The following is an 18,047-nucleotide window of genomic DNA, read 5'->3' on the forward strand; positions in this document are numbered from 1 at the left end:
ATCAGGAGCGCCATTTCAAGATGGTCCAGCGCCAGGCGTGGCGCAGCACCAGAGGAGTTAACGCTAACGCGCTCAGCCAGTGGGCCCAGCTGGCGAGGCTGCCCATGCCATCGCCCGGGGTGCCGTGCAGCACCAGCAGCAGGCCGCTGGCCAGACAGACCAGCAGCAGGGCTTCGATAATTCGCCCCGTGGTGCGCAAAAAGGGTTTGTTGCTGCGGTTCAGTAATGCGCGATGGGAGAGCCAGAAGGCGCCAAACAGCAGCGGAAACAGGGTGAGCGAGAGCATCACATGGAGAAACAGACTCCAGCGCGCCAGTGACCAGATCGGGGTCAGTGGCTCCCACAACAGCAGGCCGGAGAAGAACATCAGATAGAGGGAGCCCTCGGCGGCCTGATGGTGATAGGCCAGCCACTGCCAGAACTGTCGGGGTGAGAGGGAAAGGCTTGTCATAAATGCTCCAACGCCCGGGCGGTGCCGCCCGGGGGGAGCAAGTTTATAACGCAGTAAGGGTAATGAAAAGAGTTATCAATTGTATTGCTGGTGAATCAAGGCTGAACAAGCACAGTGATCAAGCCCGACTATTTATGATCTGCCATCCGCTCGGTTACGGCATAGATGAGTGCGGCGACCGAGAAGGCGAGAAAGACGATGACTGACCACTTCATCTCCACTTCATTGGTGATGCCATCTTCGAGGAAGGCTTTGAGCACCTCGACCCCGGCGATGGTGACCAGCGAGTTGATGACGATGAGCTTGAGGGAGGCAAAGTTGATCTTGCTGAGCCAGTTGTCGCCGATGGCCTCGCGCTGCTCCTGGGTCTGGATAAATTGCACATAGCCGCAGACCGCCACCAGGATCAGCATCTGGGCCACCAGCACGAAGTCCACCAGGGTCAGCACGCCGGTGATGAGGTCCATATAGTGGATCTCGATGATGTTGATGCAGAGCAGATAGAGCTGCATGGCAAACTTCACCATCAGCAGGGCCACGCACACCAGAATGCAGACGTAGAAGGGGAACATCATCAACCGGCTGCCATTGAGCATGAAATTGAATCGACGCATGAGAACTCCGATGTTGAAAATAGTGTGAGTATGACGTGAACAGCCAGCGAGGGATCACGCCTGTGGCGGCTCATTATGGCGGTAGCATCCTGCTTGCGCCCATAAAAAGTAAACGGGTTACCAATAAAAAGAGGGAGGCATAATGCCTCCCTCCCTGTTGAGTCCTGATCCCGCTAGGGGACTCACATGTTCTTAACTGACCTGCATCAGAGTAAGAGGCTTATTCCCATTCGATGGTTGCTGGCGGCTTGCCGGAGATGTCGTACACCACCCGGGAGATACCGCTGATCTCGTTGATGATGCGGTTTGACACGTGACCGAGGAAGTCATAGGGCAGATGGGCCCAGTGAGCGGTCATAAAGTCGATGGTCTCAACGGCGCGCAGGGCAATCACCCAGTCATATTTGCGGCCATCGCCCATCACGCCAACGGAGCGCACTGGCAGGAACACCGCAAATGCCTGGCTGACCTGATTGTACAGGTCGGCCTTGCGCAGCTCTTCGATGAAGACGGCATCGGCACGGCGCAGGATATCGCAGTACTCTTTCTTCACTTCACCCAGTACGCGAACACCCAGACCCGGGCCCGGGAACGGATGACGGTAGAGCATGTCGTAGGGCAGGCCCAGCTCCAGACCAACGCGGCGTACTTCATCTTTGAACAGTTCGCGCAGCGGCTCGACCAGACCCATCTTCATCTCTGCCGGCAGGCCGCCGACGTTGTGGTGAGACTTGATGACGTGGGCCTTGCCAGTGGCGCTGGCGGCAGATTCGATCACATCCGGGTAGATGGTGCCTTGTGCCAGCCAGCGGGCGTTTTTCAGCTTCTTGGCTTCGTCGTCGAACACTTCCACGAACACGCGGCCGATGATCTTGCGCTTGGCTTCCGGCTCGGCTTCACCGGCCAGGGCAGAGAGGAAGCGCTCTTCAGCGGCAACCTTGATGATGTTGAGACCGAAGTGATCACCGAACATCTCCATCACTTGCTCACCTTCGTTCAGACGCAGCAGACCGTTGTCAACGAACACACAGGTGAGGCGATCACCGATGGCACGATGCACCAGCATAGCGACCACGGAGGAGTCGACACCACCAGAGAGGCCGAGGATCACCTCATCGTCACCCACCTGCTCGCGGATGCGGGCAACGGCGTCGTCGATGATGGTGGCCGGGGTCCAGAGGCATTCACAACCGCAGATATCTTTGACGAAGTGCTCCAGCATGCGGGCACCCTGACGGGTGTGGGTCACTTCCGGGTGGAACTGCACGCCGTAGAAGCGCTTGGCTTCATTGGCCATGGCCGCATGGGGGCAGGTCGGGGTGCTGGCGATGGTGCTGAAATCGGCCGGAATGTCGGTGACCTTGTCACCGTGGCTCATCCACACATCCAGCAGCGCGTTGCCGTTGTCAGCGATGGCATCTTCGATGTTGCGCAGCAGGGCGCTGGTCTTGCCAGAGTCGCCCAGCACTTCCACCTTGGCGTAACCGAACTCACGCTCGGTGGAGGATTGCACCTTGCCACCCAGCTGCTCGGCCATGGTCTGCATGCCGTAGCAGATGCCAAATACAGGTACACCGGCGTTGAACACATACTCGGGGGCGCGCGGGCTGCCTGCTTCGGTCACGGATTCCGGACCGCCGGAGAGGATGATGCCGTTGGGATTGAATTCGCGGATCTGCGCTTCGGTAACATCCCAGGCCCACAGTTCGCAGTAAACGCCGATTTCACGGACACGGCGGGCGATAAGCTGGGTGTACTGAGAACCGAAATCCAGGATAAGGATACGGTGTTCGTGAATATTTTTAATCATGTTATTCCTGCATCAGGCGGATGTTTAACAAAAATCACGGGGATAAAAACGGTGACAAAACGGGGCCGTAGCCCCGTCTTGATCAGCCCATCCGATAGTTGGGGGCTTCTTTGGTAATGGTCACATCGTGGACGTGGGACTCTTTCATCCCGGCGCCGGAGATGCGCACGAACTCGGCCTTGGTGCGCATGTCGTCGATGGTGGCGCAGCCGGTCAAACCCATGGAGGAGCGCAGGCCGCCCATCTGCTGGTGGATGATCTCTTTGAGGCGGCCCTTGTACGGCACGCGACCTTCGATCCCTTCCGGCACCAGCTTGTCAGCGGCGTTATCGGTCTGGAAGTAGCGGTCGCTGGAGCCCTTGGACATGGCGCCCAGGGAGCCCATGCCACGGTAGGATTTGAAGGAGCGACCCTGATAGAGCTCGATTTCACCCGGCGCTTCTTCAGTACCGGCAAACATGGAGCCGACCATGACGCAGCTGGCGCCAGCTGCGATGGCCTTGGCCACGTCACCGGAGAAACGGATGCCACCATCGGCAATCACTGGAATACCGGTGCCTTCCAACGCTTCAACGGCGTCGGAGATAGCGGTGATCTGCGGCACACCCACACCGGTCACGATACGGGTAGTACAGATGGAGCCAGGGCCGATACCGACCTTGACCGCATTGACGCCAGCCGCGACCAGCGCCAGTGCGCCAGAGGCAGTGGCGACGTTGCCACCGATGATCTGCAGCTCAGGATAGGCATCGCGGGTTGCCTTGATGCGATCCAGTACACCCTGGGAGTGGCCATGAGAGGAGTCAATCAGCAGCACATCCACACCGGCTTCCACCAGCGCAGCAACGCGCTCTTCGTTACCGGCACCGGCACCCACAGCAGCGCCCACCCGCAGACGACCCTTGTCGTCTTTACAGGCGTGCGGCTTGCGCTCGGCTTTTTGGAAGTCTTTAACGGTGATCATGCCCTTGAGTTTGAAGTCCGCGTTGACTACCAGCACTTTTTCGATACGGTGCTTTTGCATCAGGGCGACCACCTCTTCGCGAGGGGCTCCTTCACGCACGGTCACCAGGCGATCTTTCTGGGTCATGATCTGTTCGACGGTCTGGGAGAGATCAATCACGAAGCGCACGTCACGACCGGTGATGATACCGACCAGCAAGTTGCCTTCGGTCACCACAGGGTAACCGGCGAAGCCGTTCTTGTGGCTCAGCTCCTTGACCTGGGCGATGGTCATGTCAGGGCGTACGGTGACGGGGTCAGAGACCACGCCACTTTCGTACTTCTTGACCTTGCGCACTTCGGCAGCCTGCTGCTCGATGGACATGTTCTTGTGGATAAAGCCGATACCGCCTTCCTGGGCCAGTGCGATAGCCAGACGGGCATCGGTTACTGTGTCCATGGCAGCGGAAATCATAGGGATATTCAAGCTGATAGAGGAGGTCAGCTGGGTACGCAGATCGGCAGTATTGGGAAGAACATCGGAGTGGGCGGGAACCAACAATACATCATCGAAGGTCAACGCTTCTTTGGTAATCCTGAGCATGGCAATATCTCACCGTTGAGGAAGTGGGGGTGTAAAATATTGCCGACGAAGTTTACTGACCGATCGGGTGTTGGTAAAGAAATTTTTTTGATTTTTTATGGTCTAGCCGCACTTTAGGTCGCCAACAGGCTAAAAACCCAAGATTATCCCTCCTGAAATGGCCGTTTTGATGAAAAAGAGTGAAGCAGTTGCTGTTTTATACAACATCCATATCGTCAGCAGACATCCACTCAACGTGTCTCGCCCCGAGGTTTGCGTCATCACATCCCCGACCATCGACATGGCGCCATCGCCCCAACTGCGCCGGGTTGGCACGGATCCGGGCCACACAGATACAGCTTGCCATCGTGGCTGGATGAGTGTGCCCAGATCACATTTTCAACCCGTGAATTGACCATAAAACGACCGCTTTCAGGTGGTCATACCACCAAAGCACCTCTGACCGGTGACCGATAGCATTTTTTGGGTTCAGTGGTGGTTCCGTGATACGGACAGTGCATTTGCCGTCAGGCACATCATCAACCAGATCAAGGGTCTGGCAAGCCGGTGCCATCAGCGTTGCAGCCATCTCCCCATAACCCACCAATCGACATACGTGGCGCACGCCAGGGGCTGTCACTTGTGCAAAAAATGTAAAAATACGCCATTACTGACACTTTTTTGTGTTCAATCGTTTGCGTGAAAATTTACGTTTAACAGTGAGGGCTTGATCTCTTCTCTGACGGCGTTGTTGCCCAAATCGATGCAACTTGAATGGAACTAACTGAGGGCGCGGTGATCTGATCACCACCATCCTCTTCAAGTCTACATCATGGGCACGTCGCTTCACCCCATCACCAACTGGCCTCAATACAACAAGTCTTTGATTAACCGTGGTTCACTCACCTTCTGGGTTGATGCCGAGGCCATGAGCAACTGGTTTCACCACGACCATCATGGGCGGCGGGGGCGCAGCCAGCTTTACACTGACCAGACCATCTGTACCTTCCTGATGCTCAAGGGGATTTTCAACCTCACTCTGCGGGCCACTCAGGGACTACTCGACTCCCTGTTCGAGTTGATGAATGTGCCGTTGTGCGCACCGGACTATAGCTGTGTCAGCAAGCGAGCACGCACGGTGACGGTGGCTTATCGACAGCCCCCAAAGGGGCGCATTACCGACTTGGTTATCGACTCAACCGGGCTGAAGGTGTTTGGTGAAGGCGAGTGGAAAGTCAGAAAACACGGCGCTGAGAAACGTCGAGTCTGGCGCAAGTTGCATCTGGCGGTAGATCCGGTGACTCACGATATCGTGGCGGCAGAAGTGTCGCTGGAGAATGTGCATGACGCAGAGGTGTTGCCGACCTTGCTCAATCCTCTGCGGCGCAAGCTGGGGCGTGTTTATGCGGATGGCGCCTATGACAGCAAAGCCAGCCATCGGTTGATTGCGCGTAAAGGGGCGACGGCGTGTATCCAGCCTCGCAAGAACGCGGGGTTATGGAAAAAGGGACACCCAAGAAATGACGCTGTGCTGGTGATGCGCAAGGAGGGGCTGGCGCACTGGAAGAAGATGTCGGGATATCACCGGCGCTCGCTGGCAGAGACGGCGATGTATCGGTTCAAGCAGTTGATGACGGGTAAAATCAGTCTGCGAACATACAACGGTCAGGTAGGGGAAGTGATGGCGTATGTTGGTGCAATCAACAAACTGAACACCCTTGGTCTGCCTGTCAGAAAGCCCCGAGTGTAGCGGTCACCTGGGGCTGGGGAAGTAATGACTTGCTGCCTGATTTGGGCAACAACGCCTTCTCTGACTCGTTGCTCTCGATCAGGTAAATCGATATGTTGCCCATTGATAGCTATGGCGGGTGCTCTGTCTGAAAGGCGGGCGTCCCAATTCGGATTTCTGGAAAATAGGGGGAGCCTGTAAATCCAATTGTGTAACCGCCCACGAATAAGTAACTTTTTCAAAAGGATACCTTCGTGGGTAAGCAAATGGACCAAGACAAACTCAAAGCACTGGCCGCTGAGCTGGCCAAAGACATCAAATCTGAAAAAGATCTCGGCACACTCACCCAACAGCTGATCAAGCTCACCGTGGAGACCGCGCTCAATGCCGAGATGGACGAGCATCTGGGCTACGAGAAACACGCCCCACAAGGCCGCGGGACCGGCAACAATCGCAATGGCTATTCCACCAAGCGCCTAAAAGGCCACCATGGAGAGGTCACCATCCAGGCGCCTCGTGACCGTAACGCCTCCTTCGAGCCTCAGTTTGTCCGCAAGGGGCAGTCACGCCTGACCCAGATGGACGACCAGATCCTCGCCCTCTACGCCAAGGGCTTGAGTACGCGGGATATAGTGGACGCGTTCAAAGAGATGTATGACGCCGACATCTCGGCGGGGCTGGTATCGAAGGTGACCGAACGCGTCATCGAGCAGGTCCACGAATGGCAAAACCGGCCGCTGGATCCGCTCTATCCCATCGTCTATCTGGACTGCATTGTGCTGAAGATCCGCGCGAACCAGCGGGTGATCAACAAGTCGCTCTATCTGGCACTGGGCATCAATATGGAGGGGCACAAGGAGCTGTTGGGCCTGTGGCTGGCCGAGACCGAAGGGGCAAAGTTCTGGCTGTCGGTCCTGACCGAGCTGAAGAACCGCGGCCTGGAAGACATCCTGATCGCGTGTGTGGATGGTCTCAAGGGCTTCCCTGATGCCATTGCCGTGGAATATCCTCAAACCAAGGTGCAACTGTGTATCGTCCACATGGTCCGCAACTCGTTGCGCTACGTCTCCTGGAAGGACTACAAGGCGGTGACGGCTGAACTGAAGCAGATCTACCAGTCTGCGACGGAGCGTGAGGCTAAGCAGGCGCTGGCGGCCTTCGGCGAACGCTGGGATAGCCAGTACCCGCAGATAGCGCGTTCCTGGCAGAGTCACTGGGTTAATCTGATCACGCTGTTCGATTATCCCCCCGCGATCCGGAAGGTGATCTACACCACCAATGCGATCGAGTCACTGAACAGCGTGCTGCGCAAAGCGACCAAACAACGGAAGCTCTTCCCGACCGATGAGTCGGCGCTCAAAGTGGCGTTTCTCGCGATACAGCAGGCCTCCAAGAAATGGACCATGCCGATCCAGAATTGGAAGCCGGCCCTGAATCGCTTTATTATCGAGTCCGGTGATCGCCTGAACGGTCACCTGTAATGGAGTGGGCAGTTACACAGAATTATTTACAGGCTCAATAGGGGTGAAGCTCTACCAATGGATATTTTCAGTCGCAACAGGGATTACCATTTTTTATTATTTTCGACCTACCATTCGCAGCAAGGTGTTATCTCTATCCAGCAGGTGATGTTTTAACGCCCCGACAACATGCACCAGCAACAATGCCAGCATGATATATGGCAAATAAACATGAAGGGTGTGAGCAATATCCCTGATGGACTCACTGTATGGGATCACATTGTCTGGATCATTGAGATCTGGATTCATCGGAATAATAAACCAGCCAAATATCGCAACACCTCGTCCAGCCGCCGCGGAATAACAGAGACCGGAAATCGGGATCAGCAGGGTTGAAATAAGCAATCCCCAGTGGATCGCCTTGGCTACCAACGCCTCGTAAACGGGGTATTGGCGCACCGGCGCTGGCCACCCTTTGCCAAGGCGGATCATGGCGCGTGGCAGGATCAAGACCAGTGCAATGACCCCCAGAGATTTATGCAGGGCGTAGAGATCCCATATTTCAAATTTCATCATCAGATAACCCAGCAGGGTCAAGGCGATCATCAGCAAGGCGACCGACCAGTGCAGCAAGCGGGTCGTCAGACTTAACGGTTTTGAGGGATCCATGATCTACTCCAAATAGGGGGTGAGCAAAAGGTATCAAGTCGTGGCGCCCTGAGTATCGAGGGACATCAACGACATTGAGGCAAGTCGCAAGATGACCCGATGCGGGCAATCGCGAACTATATTGTCTGCCACCATAGTGCCTGCCCAGCGGAGTAGCCGCGTTTCCAATCTTGCTTTTCCCGTGCAGCCCCAGATAAGCCCCGCATCCCTTTTCCTCGGCGTGTCGGAATATGCAGGAGCCCTCTGTTTCGCTCCCTCCCTTCCTTGCGCTTCACCAGCATGACCATATTTCTTGGCTTGTAGTGGCTCGCAGAGTGAGGCAAAAAATCCCTCTGAGCATCAGATGGTCTGCGTAGCGCTGGCTACGACCGCATCTTCGGTGATGGGGGGACACGATTTGCCCATGATGCAGATTTGAAGGAGAGGGTGGTGATCAGATCACCGACTCCGAGTTCCATTAAAGCGGCATCGATTTGGGAAACGATGCCGTTCAAGGCTTGTATCGGTTACGGCGCGGACTCCTTGACGATCCCTTCGACCCGCACCTGCAGGCACCCTTGTGCCAGGGTGGTGACGAGCTGGTCGCCACTGCTGACCTGATCGGCGCGGCTAATGACTTCGCCGCGCGGGGTGCGGGTGATGGAGTAACCCCGTCCCAGGGTGGCGAGCGGGCTTACACCGTCGAGGCGGGCGGTGAGCATGGCGAGGCGGTGGCTAGCAAGGTCTTGCCGTTTGGCAATCAGGGCATAGAGCCGCTCCTCAGCCAACTGGTGGCGGCGCTTGCCGGCAGCCAGCAAGCGCTCCGGGCTCTTGCCCTGCAGGCGCAGCTCAAGATTGGTGAGGCGCCGCTCACCCTGATGCAACCGCTGGCGCAGCAGTTGTTGCAAACGGGTGGAGAGCTCGTCGAGGCGCTGGGACTGCTGCTCCAGTCGCCGCTGCGGATCCTGATGGTCGAGCCGCTTTTGCAGCAGGATGAAATCGTGGCGGGCAGCGGTCTGCTGGCGACTCATCGCCTGCAGCAGTCGCTGCCGGAGGTGGGCGAGGCGCTGGATGCGGGCCTGATTGTCTGGCGCCACCAGCTCGGCGGCGGCCGACGGGGTAGGAGCGCGCAAGTCGGCGGCAAAGTCGCTGATGGTGACATCCACTTCGTGGCCCACCGCGCTGATAATCGGGATGGCGGAGTGGGCAATGGCGCGCGCCACCGCCTCTTCGTTAAAGCACCAGAGATCTTCGAGAGAACCGCCACCGCGGCCAACGATCAGCACATCCACCTCGGCGCGCTGGTTCGCTTTGGCGATCGCCGCGACGATTTGGCTGATGGCGGCACTGCCTTGCACTTGAGTCGGATAGATAAAGACCGGCAGATCCGGCGCGCGGCGTTTGAGCACGGTCAGCATGTCGTGCAGGGCGGCGCCGGTAGAGGAGGTGACCAGTCCCACCGCACGCGGTTCGCGGGGCAGCGGCCGCTTGCGACTCTCGTCAAACAGCCCCTCGGCGCCGAGACGGCGTTTGAGCTCTTCAAAGCGCAGGGCCAGCACGCCATCGCCTGCGGGCTGCATCGATTCGATGATCAGCTGATAGTCGCCGCGCGGCTCATAGAGGGAGACTCGCGCCTGCACCAATACCTGCATGCCATCCTGCGGGCGAAACGCCACCCGCCGGTTGTTGCCCTTGAACATGGCGCAGCGCACCTGCGCCCCCAGATCTTTGAGCGAAAAGTACCAGTGGCCGGAGCTTGGCATCGCCAGATTGGAGAGCTCGCCGGTCAGCCATACCAGCCCCAGATCCTGCTCCAGGATCATGCGCACGGCGCTGTTGAGGCGGGTGACGGTAAAGACCTGCTGCTCGCGGCCGCTTGCCGCACTGGATGGGGTAAATCGGTTCAATGGCGTACCTGTGGTCTGCCGCGGCGGGTCGCCGTGGGGGAAACAATGGTCGTTATCTTAACCTGAAACAGGGGCGGGGGTTAAGGTGCGTGGCCATGCACTGGGTGCGCTATGTCCCAGATGCACCATGTACCAAGTGCAGCATGACGGGGTCTTGGTATGACCAACGTTGCCGCTGGGCGTGTAGGGTATTGGCATCCTGTGGCTGATCTCGCTGCCTGATCAGGATGCCCGTTCCCCAGCTTTATCCCCGCGCTTCTCAGCGTCGGCGATAGAGACCCGGCTCCACCTCTTCATAGTGGCTGGTCAGGTATTGATAGAAGGCGAGATGGGAAGGAGAGCTGGGTTTTTTCAGCTCCTCGCTCACCCGATCCGGCTTGGCGATGATGAACTTGGGGCTCTGGCGCTGGATATCGGCCAGCACTCGCTCGCGCACATCATAGGGCGGATTGACGTTGGCAAAGAAGAGGTAGGCGGATGCCGGCTGGCGATCGGTCCAGAGATAATATTGCGGCTGGATGCCATCGACCCAGATCTTGTCGCTCGGAGTGGTCTCGGCCTTGATCCTATCGACCCGTACCTGCGCCGCCGGATTGAAGGGGCGGCCCTTGAGGGTCCCTTCCCAGGCGTTGTTGATCATCAGCAGCAGCATGGCCAGCGTGGCCAGCCAGGGGGTGGCACTGCGCACATCCCAGGCGCGCCAGAGGGGGATGAGGATCAGCACCGGCAGCGCCCACAGCAGGCTAGTGCCAAGCACCTCGTTGACCCGCTCGAGGGACCACTCCTTGGTGCTCCAGCCAAAGGCGAGCTGCTGAGCCAGCAGCCAGCTGGCGGTGAACACCACCAGCGAGATGCAGAGCAGGCCGATGGCATCTGCCTGCTGTTCGCTGCGATCCAGCAATACCGCCAGTGGCAGCACCGCCAGTTGCAGATAGAGCACGTCGTAGTGATCGAACACATGGCCGGAGACCGAGTTGGCGATCAGGGTAAACAGTACCCCAAACAGGGTCGCCAGCAGGGCGGGCAGATACCACTCCTGACGGCGGCTCAGCATCAGAATGATGAAGGCGGGCAGCAGCATGACCAGGCCGGTGCGCAGCAGACCGACGGCGCCGACCATGGGGGAGAAGCCGTTGCCGTAGCTCCCCTCGAAGAAGATGTCGAAGGCGTAGTATTTGAAGGCCGCCAGCAGATCATGCTGCTGGAAGTAGGCATAAAGCGGGCCGCCAATCAGCGCTAGCCCCAATAGGCTGGAGATGAGCAGCAAGATGGCATCGCGCCACTTCTCGTGCAGACACCAGTGGCAGAACAGTACCAGATACCAGGCGCCCCAGAAGGCGCCGTTGTTGGCGCGCATCCAGGCGACGATGGCGAAGGTGAGGGCCGCCACCAGCGCCGGCCACCAGCGAAATCCCTTGTCCAGCAGCAGGGTGATAAAGGCCCACTGGGCGATGAGGGCGAGGTGGAAGGTCCAGTCCTCGGTCATGTTGCCGTAGTAGTAACGGGTGCCGTAGAGGGCCAGCACCGCCAGCATGGCACCGAGACGGGCCTTGAACGAGAGCCCAAGTTGGGCAAAGGCTTGCCAGCTGGCCAGCAGTCCGAGCCAGCAGAGCGCCCACTCCAGCGCCCAGATCCCGACAAATCCCCCCAGGCTATAGCCCAGCGCATCGAGGGCGAAGATCATCGGCCCCTTGATGTCGATCATGTCGCGATAGAGCACACCCCCTTCGCTCCACATCTTGCCCATCACCGCGAACAGCGAGGCATCAAAGCCCGGCGCCATGGCATGGAAGAGCGGGTTGCGCAGACAGAAGAGCAGCGCCAGCAGGGCGGTCAGCAGCACGATGGCTGGCTTGATACCCGGGTTGACGCGAGGAGGGGTGAAACGGATGGAGTGATTCATGAAGTCGCCTGTTCCTGCAGCTGGTCTTGAAAGCGGGCCTATCTTGCCGAGCTAGTGAGTGCGATGCAATGGGGCGGGCCCGTGTGGGGCAAATATTGTCGAAAAAGCCCGGTTCCTGAAGGGAACCGGGCGCTTGCTGCGGCAATATTGGCCGTCAGGGGCATGTGGTAACCGCCATCCCCCTCCTACATCAGCCGATGTACTCAATCAGGGGTGGCTGCGCTTCCAGGGTGGGCAGATGGCGAGCCCAGCGGATAAAGGCGTCGGCTAGCGTGATGCCGAGCTCCTGATTGTGCTGGGTCAGGGTTCTGGTCAGCGCTGTGTAGCCCTCCTTGCCGGAGGCAGTATAGGCGCTCGATACCCCGCGATAGATTTGTTGTGCATCGACAGACTGCCACTGACCGGGGGCTGACTCCCACTCTAGTCGGGTGATGCGCTGACCCTTGGGCCGATCGGCTTGATAGGTGAAGCGCACCCCCGCGGTGTAGGGGAAGCTGCCGTTGCCATTGCCGACCACGCCGTTGTTGGTGGCGTTGTCGATGGCATTTTCCATTGCTTCCGCCAGCTCATGACCGTGCACCCGATAGAGGGTGAGGGGAATGGCAAACGGCAGCAGGCGACCGGCAATATCCGCTTCGCTCAAGGGGCCCGGCTCCAGCGAGCAGCGCACGCCACCGGCGTTGTGCAGGGCAAAGTCCACCTCGCCCACCTGCTCACGAGCGGCGGTCAGCATGGCGTGTGCCACCAGCGGGGCGAGTTGGCTGCCGTGGGGCAGGGTGGCATCCGGCAGCCGCTGATGGGGCAGTGGCGCCTCCAGTCGGGTGACGATGCGCTGGCTCATGGTCTCGATCTCCGGCCGGTAGCGTTTGGCCAGATGTTGCTCCAGCCCGGCATCCGGCTCGCAGAAGCTGAGCCCGGCGGGCGGCGTGGCAGCGAACGGCCAGGGCTGCCAAGGGAGCCACTCCAGCTGGCCCTGACTTTGCACTACGCGGCCCGCCTCATCGAAGGTGAGCTCGCATACGCCGAGGCAGAGGGCACTGTGGCCTGCGTGCAGAATCGCTACCCCGTTGTTCATCAGGGGATAAGTGCCTTCGCTTGGCAGACCGAGGGGGGCGAGATCGCCGAGCAGGCTGTGGGTATGGCCGCCGATGATGAGGCTGAGCTCGGGGAAGCGCTCGGCCAGCAGCTTGTCCTGATCCAGCCCGAGGTGGCTCAGCAGCACGATATGCTGGATCCCTTCGCTCTTTATCTCCCGCAGCACTCGGGTGAGGGTGTCGGCCACTGCGTGGAAACGGGTGTGGGGATCCGGGTTGGCGATGGCGGCCATCTGGGCGAGGGTGATGCCGAGCAGTGCAAAGGGCACCCCGTCGATCACTCGGCGATGCCAGGGCTGATGGGCGTCGTAGAGATGGGGGATATCCCACAGCCCCAGCGGCGTGTCGGCTGGCTCCTGGCTGTTGTCCAGATTGGCAGCCAGCACCGGAAAATCGAGCTGACGCAAAAACTCCACCAGCGGGCCGTTGCCCAGATCGAACTCGTGGTTGCCGAGCACCATGGCATCGGGTGCCAACATGGCGAGCAGGTCGGCGTTGGCACGCCCTTTGAAACGGTTGAAATAGAGCGAGCCCTGAAAGGAGTCACCACCGTGCAGAAACAGAAAGCTCTGACCGGCCGCCGCCGCTTGGGCGCGCAGTTGGGTCAGTCGGGTCAGGATCCGGGCATAACCGCCGCACTGGGTGCGCCACTGGGTTTCACCGACAGGGGAGAAGCTCATCGGCGCGCCATCGAAATGGGAGTGACAATCACTGAAATGGGCAAGTTGAACCGTAATACTCATCTCGGTCCTCCTTAGGGGGAAAATGAGCACCGAGTCTACTGCAAAGGGGGGGGATGATACCAGCCCGGCAGGATGCCGGGCTGGTAGACGATCAGGCGGGCACCATGATCTGGGTGGCGATGATCACCACCAACAGGCCGACCGCGACCGGCATACTGGTGCGTTTGACCACTTCGAACGGCGAGAGCTTACCCATCCCCGCACAGGCGACCACCACCCCGGAGACCGGCGAAATGGTACGACCCAGGTTGGAGGCTTGCAGCATCGGGATCACCAGATAGGCCGGGTTGATGCCAAGGCTGCTGGCCAGATTGGGGATCAGCTCCACGAAGGCGTAGAAGGGGGCATTGCCCGAGCCAGTGGTGAAGGCGGCCAGGGTGGTGATCACCACCAGAGACAGCATCATGATCGTGCCGCCCGAGCCGAGATCCTGCGCGTGGGTCAGCAGGGTGTCGATAAAGCCGATGGTCATCAGACCCTGGGCAAAGACACCGGCACCGACCAGCAGCATGACCACACCGGCGAAGGCATCCGCCATGTGACGCCAGCAGACTTGCAGCCCGTCCAGCAGCTCCTTGCCGTTGCGGATCCGCACCAGCTCCAGCAGGCTGGCCAGCACCATGCACATCACGATAATGGTGACGATATCCAGTTGCGGGCCCCATTTACCGTCAAATACCAGCACCCCGATGATGGGGGTGAACGGCAGGATGGCGTAGAAGGCGGGGGCTGTGGTGACCAGATCACCCGGCGCAACCGGCTCATTGTGCTCGCCAGACTTCTGGTCCAGGTAGCGCTGCCAGAAGAAATGGGTCACCGCCATGCAGGCGATGGCAATCAGCGAGATGGGCAGGGTCAGCTTGAAGGCGAAGTCCAGCAGCGGCATGTTGGCGGCCTGGGCAGCCATCACCACGTCACCGGAGGTCGGTGCCAGGATGATGGCGGCTGGCGAGGCGCACACGGCGGCCGCGGCGCCACGGGAGATCCCCATGTTGACCATCAGCGGGAACAGGGTGGCCATCAACAGGACGCCGAGGCCGGTGGCGGAGCTCACCGCCAGCGACATGGCGCAGGCAACCAGATAAGCGGCCACCAGCAGGATGTAGGGAGACTTGATGATGCCGAGCGGTTTGCTGGCCAGTTTGACCAGAATGGTGTTGGCGCCGATATGGCTCATGTAGCCGGCGAAGCCGCACAGCACCATGATCAGCATCCCCAGTCCACCGCCACGGTCATTGAGCAGGAAGCGGATGTATTCGAAGATATCGGTCGCGATGTAACCGGTGCTGACCACCTTGCTCGGCAGTACCGGCTTGCCCATCATGGCGGTGATGACCAGCAGCAGCAAGCCGCCGCTCAGCAGCACCCCGGTCGCGGAGTATCCTTTGAAAATGGCACGGCCCACCACCAGGGTGACCAGGGTGCCAACGATGAGTTCCAGCATACGTTGCCTTCTGATTGGATGAGAGTGGAGGGAGTCTATTCCGATAGGGGTAGACTGGCGACTGGAAACCGGATGTTGTGTGAGCTAAATCAACGTTTAACCCCGTGAACAGCATTAAAGAAAGGTAAAGGCACTTTACCCAGCGGGTTTGGCTACCTACCCTTGCCAGCCTTGGTTGTCTTTTGAGGCTTTTATATGGCAATTGGTGATTTTATAGGCGTTAAACGCTGTCTTTTCCTACTCACGCTGCTATTTTCACCTACTTGCGTGTTTGCGGTGACCAATGATGGTTTTCATCAAACCGGCCCCCATCAGGCGGTCGCCATGCGGCGTCTGATGGCGCCCCACTCTTACGGGGTGCTGGTGGTCGCCGAGGGGAGCAAACCCCGTTTTGCCGCGCTGGCATCCAAAACCACCGCAGCAAACTGCCTGGCCCGTCACGCCATCCGGGTGGATGGGGTCGCGCTGCTGGCTACCCCGCGATTCTATGCCAAAGAGGGAAAACGGGGTCTTTGCGAGCTGTGGCTCAATGAGGGGGCAGATCAGGACTTTTTTGCCAACCGCCTTAAAAATGATCATTTTATTCAGATAGATGGTCACGACATCAATGTGAAAAACTACCATCTCGACTGGCAGCGCATCAGCCGCCAGGCTCAATAAAAATACAGTTTTGGCCTTGTGCCATACTCTGCTCACGCAACCTGTGAGCGTGCTCTGATTTCTGGGCGCATCACGGTATTGCGCCGCCTCGTCGCCACACATAGGCTATAGCCGTCATCTGTGTGGCGGTGGGTTTCACCAAGGTTGGTACTCCGCCCGTGCAATCAAGGAAGGTAGTCTGGCATGGTCAGCAAGGTTTATGGAGTAGTGGGGGTCGGGTTGTTGCTGTTGCCCCTGATGAGTCAGGCTCAGCCGAGCCGACCGCAAGTGGTGCCAGAGTCCCGCATCAATGTCCGTTTTTATGAGGTCAATGCAACCAGCCCTGATCAACTTGCCCGTGCGATTGCCCAGAGTGCTCCCAAGGTGAATGGCAAACCTGTGCTCGGTAAGGCGAGTTATCAGGTGGATTGGCAGCTGGATACCGAGCAGTTGCCGGGACGCTGCCAGCTCAACCGGGTGACGGTGACCACCAACGCTACCGTGTTGCTGCCCCGCTGGCGTCAGAGCGCGGACAGTAACGATCCTGCCCGTCAGCGCTGGGGACGGCTGCTTTCCAGCATGTTTGACTACGAATCCCGCTTCAAGGAGATGGTGCTGCAAGGGGCCAATCAGGTGGGCGGTGCGATTGCGGCGTTACCGGGCCATGCAGATTGTCAGGCGCTGCGCTATGCGGCGTGGGTTGCGGGCAGTGGCGAGCTGAACAAGGTCAAGGGACGGCTCGACGGATTCCAGCGTCAGACGGACTACGGCGAACAGCTAGGGGTACATTGGCCCAAGTGAGCCGTGTTTCGAGGCGCTGTTCCTGCCAAACCACCGCGATATAGCAATAGTTAACCCATAAAGAGTTAACCCATAAAGAGTTAACCCATAAAAACAATGCCAGTCAGTTAAGCCTGACTGGCATTGTTTTTATGGGCTTTTGTCACTCTGTACTGCTGTTGTGGTGAGCAACCGGTGACTTGGAGGAGCAAGTCCTCTACATACCTGGCAAGGGGAAATATGTGAGAGGACGGCGGGAGTGATCCCGCCTCCTACTCGATTGGGGGAGCACAGGATCAGTTGTCACACAAATCACTGGGCATATCCTGCCGCAAGCGGGTCCACAGCTTGCCAGATTCGATACCGTACTGACGCACCGTCATGAACACGGCATCGTGATCTTTGGTCTCGGCCAGATTCAGTAGCGCCTTATAATAGGCATCTGCGGTTTCTCTGGTCTGCTTGTCAGAGAAGTAGTAACTGCCGACCCGGCTATACAATCCCTTGAAACCATTGAGGATCAAGGCGTAGATCGGGTTACCGGAAGCAAATGCCAGCTGGTGATGCAGACGATAATCGAACTCGGCATAGGCTTGCGCATTTTTATCAACCGAGCCTGCACCACGCAGGATCTCTGCTGCCTGCTCCGGGTTATGACGGATCGCCCCCCGAATGAAGATCGTGCAGATATGGGTACGGGCAGAGAGCAACTGTGCGACCAGCTCAGGTACCTTGTCTTGATCCAGACGGGCAAGGGTCTCCAGAATATTGAGACCAGAGGTTTCCCAAAAATTGTTTACCTTGGTTGGTTTGCCATGCTGGATGGTCAACCAGCCATCACGGGCCAGCCGCTGCAACACTTCACGCAACGTAGTGCGAGTCACCCCGATCAACTCGGATAATTCACGCTCGGCGGGCAGAATTGATCCGGGAGGAAAGCGATTGTTCCAGATGGACTCGATGATGTATTCCTCGGCAAACCCTGCTGGGCTCTGCGCTTTTATGACCATGGATTAACTCTGTTGTAGTACGCAAAAAGGCGGCTGAATCATATCAAAGCAAGGAAGTGTGGCAAGTATAAGGTCAGTCCTCTGCTCACATATGCCAAATATAGTGTGATGGCCGTGCTGTTTACCCCATGAAAGAAGCCAGATGACGCCGCCCAGCGGTGGTCGCAAAACAACCACATGAAGAAATATTCATCCACTATTATTTATAAACAGCCCCTTTTTTGATTAAAATCACGAGGAATCAGATAGATAAAAGCCAATATCGAGCGGAACAGGCGACACTATCCTTC

Annotated in this window: 14 protein-coding genes; 4 read left to right on the forward strand and 10 right to left on the reverse strand. The window is 58.3% G+C overall.

Translation table 11 applies throughout. From position 1 onward, the window contains the following. Window position 1: 1 nt before the first annotated feature. From ACY8FN_RS12600 to guaB, 4 genes are all read right to left on the reverse strand, one after another. Window positions 2–451, reverse strand: a complete 450-nt coding sequence (locus ACY8FN_RS12600; protein WP_463100190.1) for a hypothetical protein — start codon at window positions 449–451, stop codon at window positions 2–4. Window positions 452–579: 128 nt separating this feature from the next. Continuing rightward, complete coding sequence (locus ACY8FN_RS12605) at window positions 580–1,065, reverse strand: YqhA family protein (RefSeq protein WP_068978476.1); 486 nt, start codon at window positions 1,063–1,065, stop codon at window positions 580–582. Window positions 1,066–1,285: 220 nt separating this feature from the next. Further along, on the reverse strand, window positions 1,286–2,875 hold the full coding sequence (gene guaA, locus ACY8FN_RS12610; RefSeq protein ID WP_042022473.1) for a glutamine-hydrolyzing GMP synthase: 1,590 nt from the start codon (window positions 2,873–2,875) through the stop codon (window positions 1,286–1,288). An 82-nt stretch (window positions 2,876–2,957) separates the two neighbouring features. Then, complete coding sequence (gene guaB / locus ACY8FN_RS12615; RefSeq protein WP_042022475.1) at window positions 2,958–4,421, reverse strand: IMP dehydrogenase; 1,464 nt, start codon at window positions 4,419–4,421, stop codon at window positions 2,958–2,960. Between the two features lie 811 nt (window positions 4,422–5,232). Between guaB and ACY8FN_RS12620 the strand changes: the two genes are divergently transcribed. Both ACY8FN_RS12620 and ACY8FN_RS12625 read left to right on the forward strand, forming a co-directional pair. Then, window positions 5,233–6,150 carry an IS5 family transposase gene (locus ACY8FN_RS12620; protein ID WP_463100191.1) on the forward strand — a complete coding sequence of 306 codons (918 nt, stop codon included), beginning with the start codon at window positions 5,233–5,235 and terminating at the stop codon, window positions 6,148–6,150. A gap of 245 nt (window positions 6,151–6,395) precedes the next feature. Next, window positions 6,396–7,610, forward strand: coding sequence for an IS256 family transposase (locus ACY8FN_RS12625; RefSeq protein WP_463100192.1), 1,215 nt, complete (start codon window positions 6,396–6,398; stop codon window positions 7,608–7,610). 96 nt (window positions 7,611–7,706) lie between these two features. On the opposite strand, the gene ACY8FN_RS12630 is transcribed toward ACY8FN_RS12625, so the two are convergent. The 5 genes from ACY8FN_RS12630 to dcuC form a co-directional block, all read right to left on the reverse strand. Beyond that, complete coding sequence (locus tag ACY8FN_RS12630; protein WP_463100193.1) at window positions 7,707–8,258, reverse strand: cytochrome b; 552 nt, start codon at window positions 8,256–8,258, stop codon at window positions 7,707–7,709. Window positions 8,259–8,764: 506 nt separating this feature from the next. Next, window positions 8,765–10,144, reverse strand: coding sequence for an exodeoxyribonuclease VII large subunit (gene xseA / locus ACY8FN_RS12635; protein WP_463100194.1), 1,380 nt, complete (start codon window positions 10,142–10,144; stop codon window positions 8,765–8,767). Window positions 10,145–10,403: 259 nt separating this feature from the next. Next, window positions 10,404–12,047, reverse strand: a complete 1,644-nt coding sequence (locus ACY8FN_RS12640) for a hypothetical protein (RefSeq protein ID WP_139693209.1) — start codon at window positions 12,045–12,047, stop codon at window positions 10,404–10,406. Between the two features lie 190 nt (window positions 12,048–12,237). After that, window positions 12,238–13,884, reverse strand: a complete 1,647-nt coding sequence (locus ACY8FN_RS12645; RefSeq protein ID WP_463100195.1) for a bifunctional metallophosphatase/5'-nucleotidase — start codon at window positions 13,882–13,884, stop codon at window positions 12,238–12,240. Window positions 13,885–13,975: 91 nt separating this feature from the next. Beyond that, window positions 13,976–15,328 (reverse strand): anaerobic C4-dicarboxylate transporter DcuC, encoded by a 1,353-nt coding sequence (gene dcuC / locus ACY8FN_RS12650; RefSeq protein ID WP_139693205.1) that lies wholly within the window; start codon window positions 15,326–15,328, stop codon window positions 13,976–13,978. A 324-nt stretch (window positions 15,329–15,652) separates the two neighbouring features. Between dcuC and ACY8FN_RS12655 the strand changes: the two genes are divergently transcribed. Then, window positions 15,653–15,988 carry a hypothetical protein gene (locus tag ACY8FN_RS12655; protein ID WP_463100196.1) on the forward strand — a complete coding sequence of 112 codons (336 nt, stop codon included), beginning with the start codon at window positions 15,653–15,655 and terminating at the stop codon, window positions 15,986–15,988. 183 nt (window positions 15,989–16,171) lie between these two features. Further along, window positions 16,172–16,768 (forward strand): DUF922 domain-containing protein, encoded by a 597-nt coding sequence (locus ACY8FN_RS12660; protein ID WP_463100197.1) that lies wholly within the window; start codon window positions 16,172–16,174, stop codon window positions 16,766–16,768. A 275-nt stretch (window positions 16,769–17,043) separates the two neighbouring features. Here ACY8FN_RS12660 and fadR read toward each other — a convergent pair whose 3' ends face one another. After that, the gene (fadR, locus tag ACY8FN_RS12665; RefSeq protein ID WP_042022486.1) at window positions 17,044–17,757 is read right to left on the reverse strand and encodes a fatty acid metabolism transcriptional regulator FadR; all 714 of its coding nucleotides are present in this window, start codon (window positions 17,755–17,757) and stop codon (window positions 17,044–17,046) included. Window positions 17,758–18,047: the final 290 nt, after the last annotated feature.

The organism is Aeromonas sp. 160P (assembly GCF_055193095.1).

Excerpts from the sequence above, each read along its gene's own strand:
- ACY8FN_RS12600 (WP_463100190.1), bottom strand. The coding sequence starts at position 451 with ATGACAAGCCTTTCCCTCTCACCCCGACAGTTCTGGCAGTGGCTGGCC.
- ACY8FN_RS12605 (WP_068978476.1), bottom strand. The coding sequence starts at position 1,065 with ATGCGTCGATTCAATTTCATGCTCAATGGCAGCCGGTTGATGATGTTC.
- guaA (WP_042022473.1), bottom strand. The coding sequence starts at position 2,875 with ATGATTAAAAATATTCACGAACACCGTATCCTTATCCTGGATTTCGGT.
- guaB (WP_042022475.1), bottom strand. The coding sequence starts at position 4,421 with ATGCTCAGGATTACCAAAGAAGCGTTGACCTTCGATGATGTATTGTTG.
- ACY8FN_RS12620 (WP_463100191.1), top strand. The coding sequence starts at position 5,233 with ATGGGCACGTCGCTTCACCCCATCACCAACTGGCCTCAATACAACAAG.
- ACY8FN_RS12625 (WP_463100192.1), top strand. The coding sequence starts at position 6,396 with ATGGACCAAGACAAACTCAAAGCACTGGCCGCTGAGCTGGCCAAAGAC.
- ACY8FN_RS12630 (WP_463100193.1), bottom strand. The coding sequence starts at position 8,258 with ATGGATCCCTCAAAACCGTTAAGTCTGACGACCCGCTTGCTGCACTGG.
- ACY8FN_RS12640 (WP_139693209.1), bottom strand. The coding sequence starts at position 12,047 with ATGAATCACTCCATCCGTTTCACCCCTCCTCGCGTCAACCCGGGTATC.
- ACY8FN_RS12645 (WP_463100195.1), bottom strand. The coding sequence starts at position 13,884 with ATGAGTATTACGGTTCAACTTGCCCATTTCAGTGATTGTCACTCCCAT.
- dcuC (WP_139693205.1), bottom strand. The coding sequence starts at position 15,328 with ATGCTGGAACTCATCGTTGGCACCCTGGTCACCCTGGTGGTGGGCCGT.
- ACY8FN_RS12655 (WP_463100196.1), top strand. The coding sequence starts at position 15,653 with ATGCGGCGTCTGATGGCGCCCCACTCTTACGGGGTGCTGGTGGTCGCC.
- ACY8FN_RS12660 (WP_463100197.1), top strand. The coding sequence starts at position 16,172 with ATGGTCAGCAAGGTTTATGGAGTAGTGGGGGTCGGGTTGTTGCTGTTG.
- fadR (WP_042022486.1), bottom strand. The coding sequence starts at position 17,757 with ATGGTCATAAAAGCGCAGAGCCCAGCAGGGTTTGCCGAGGAATACATC.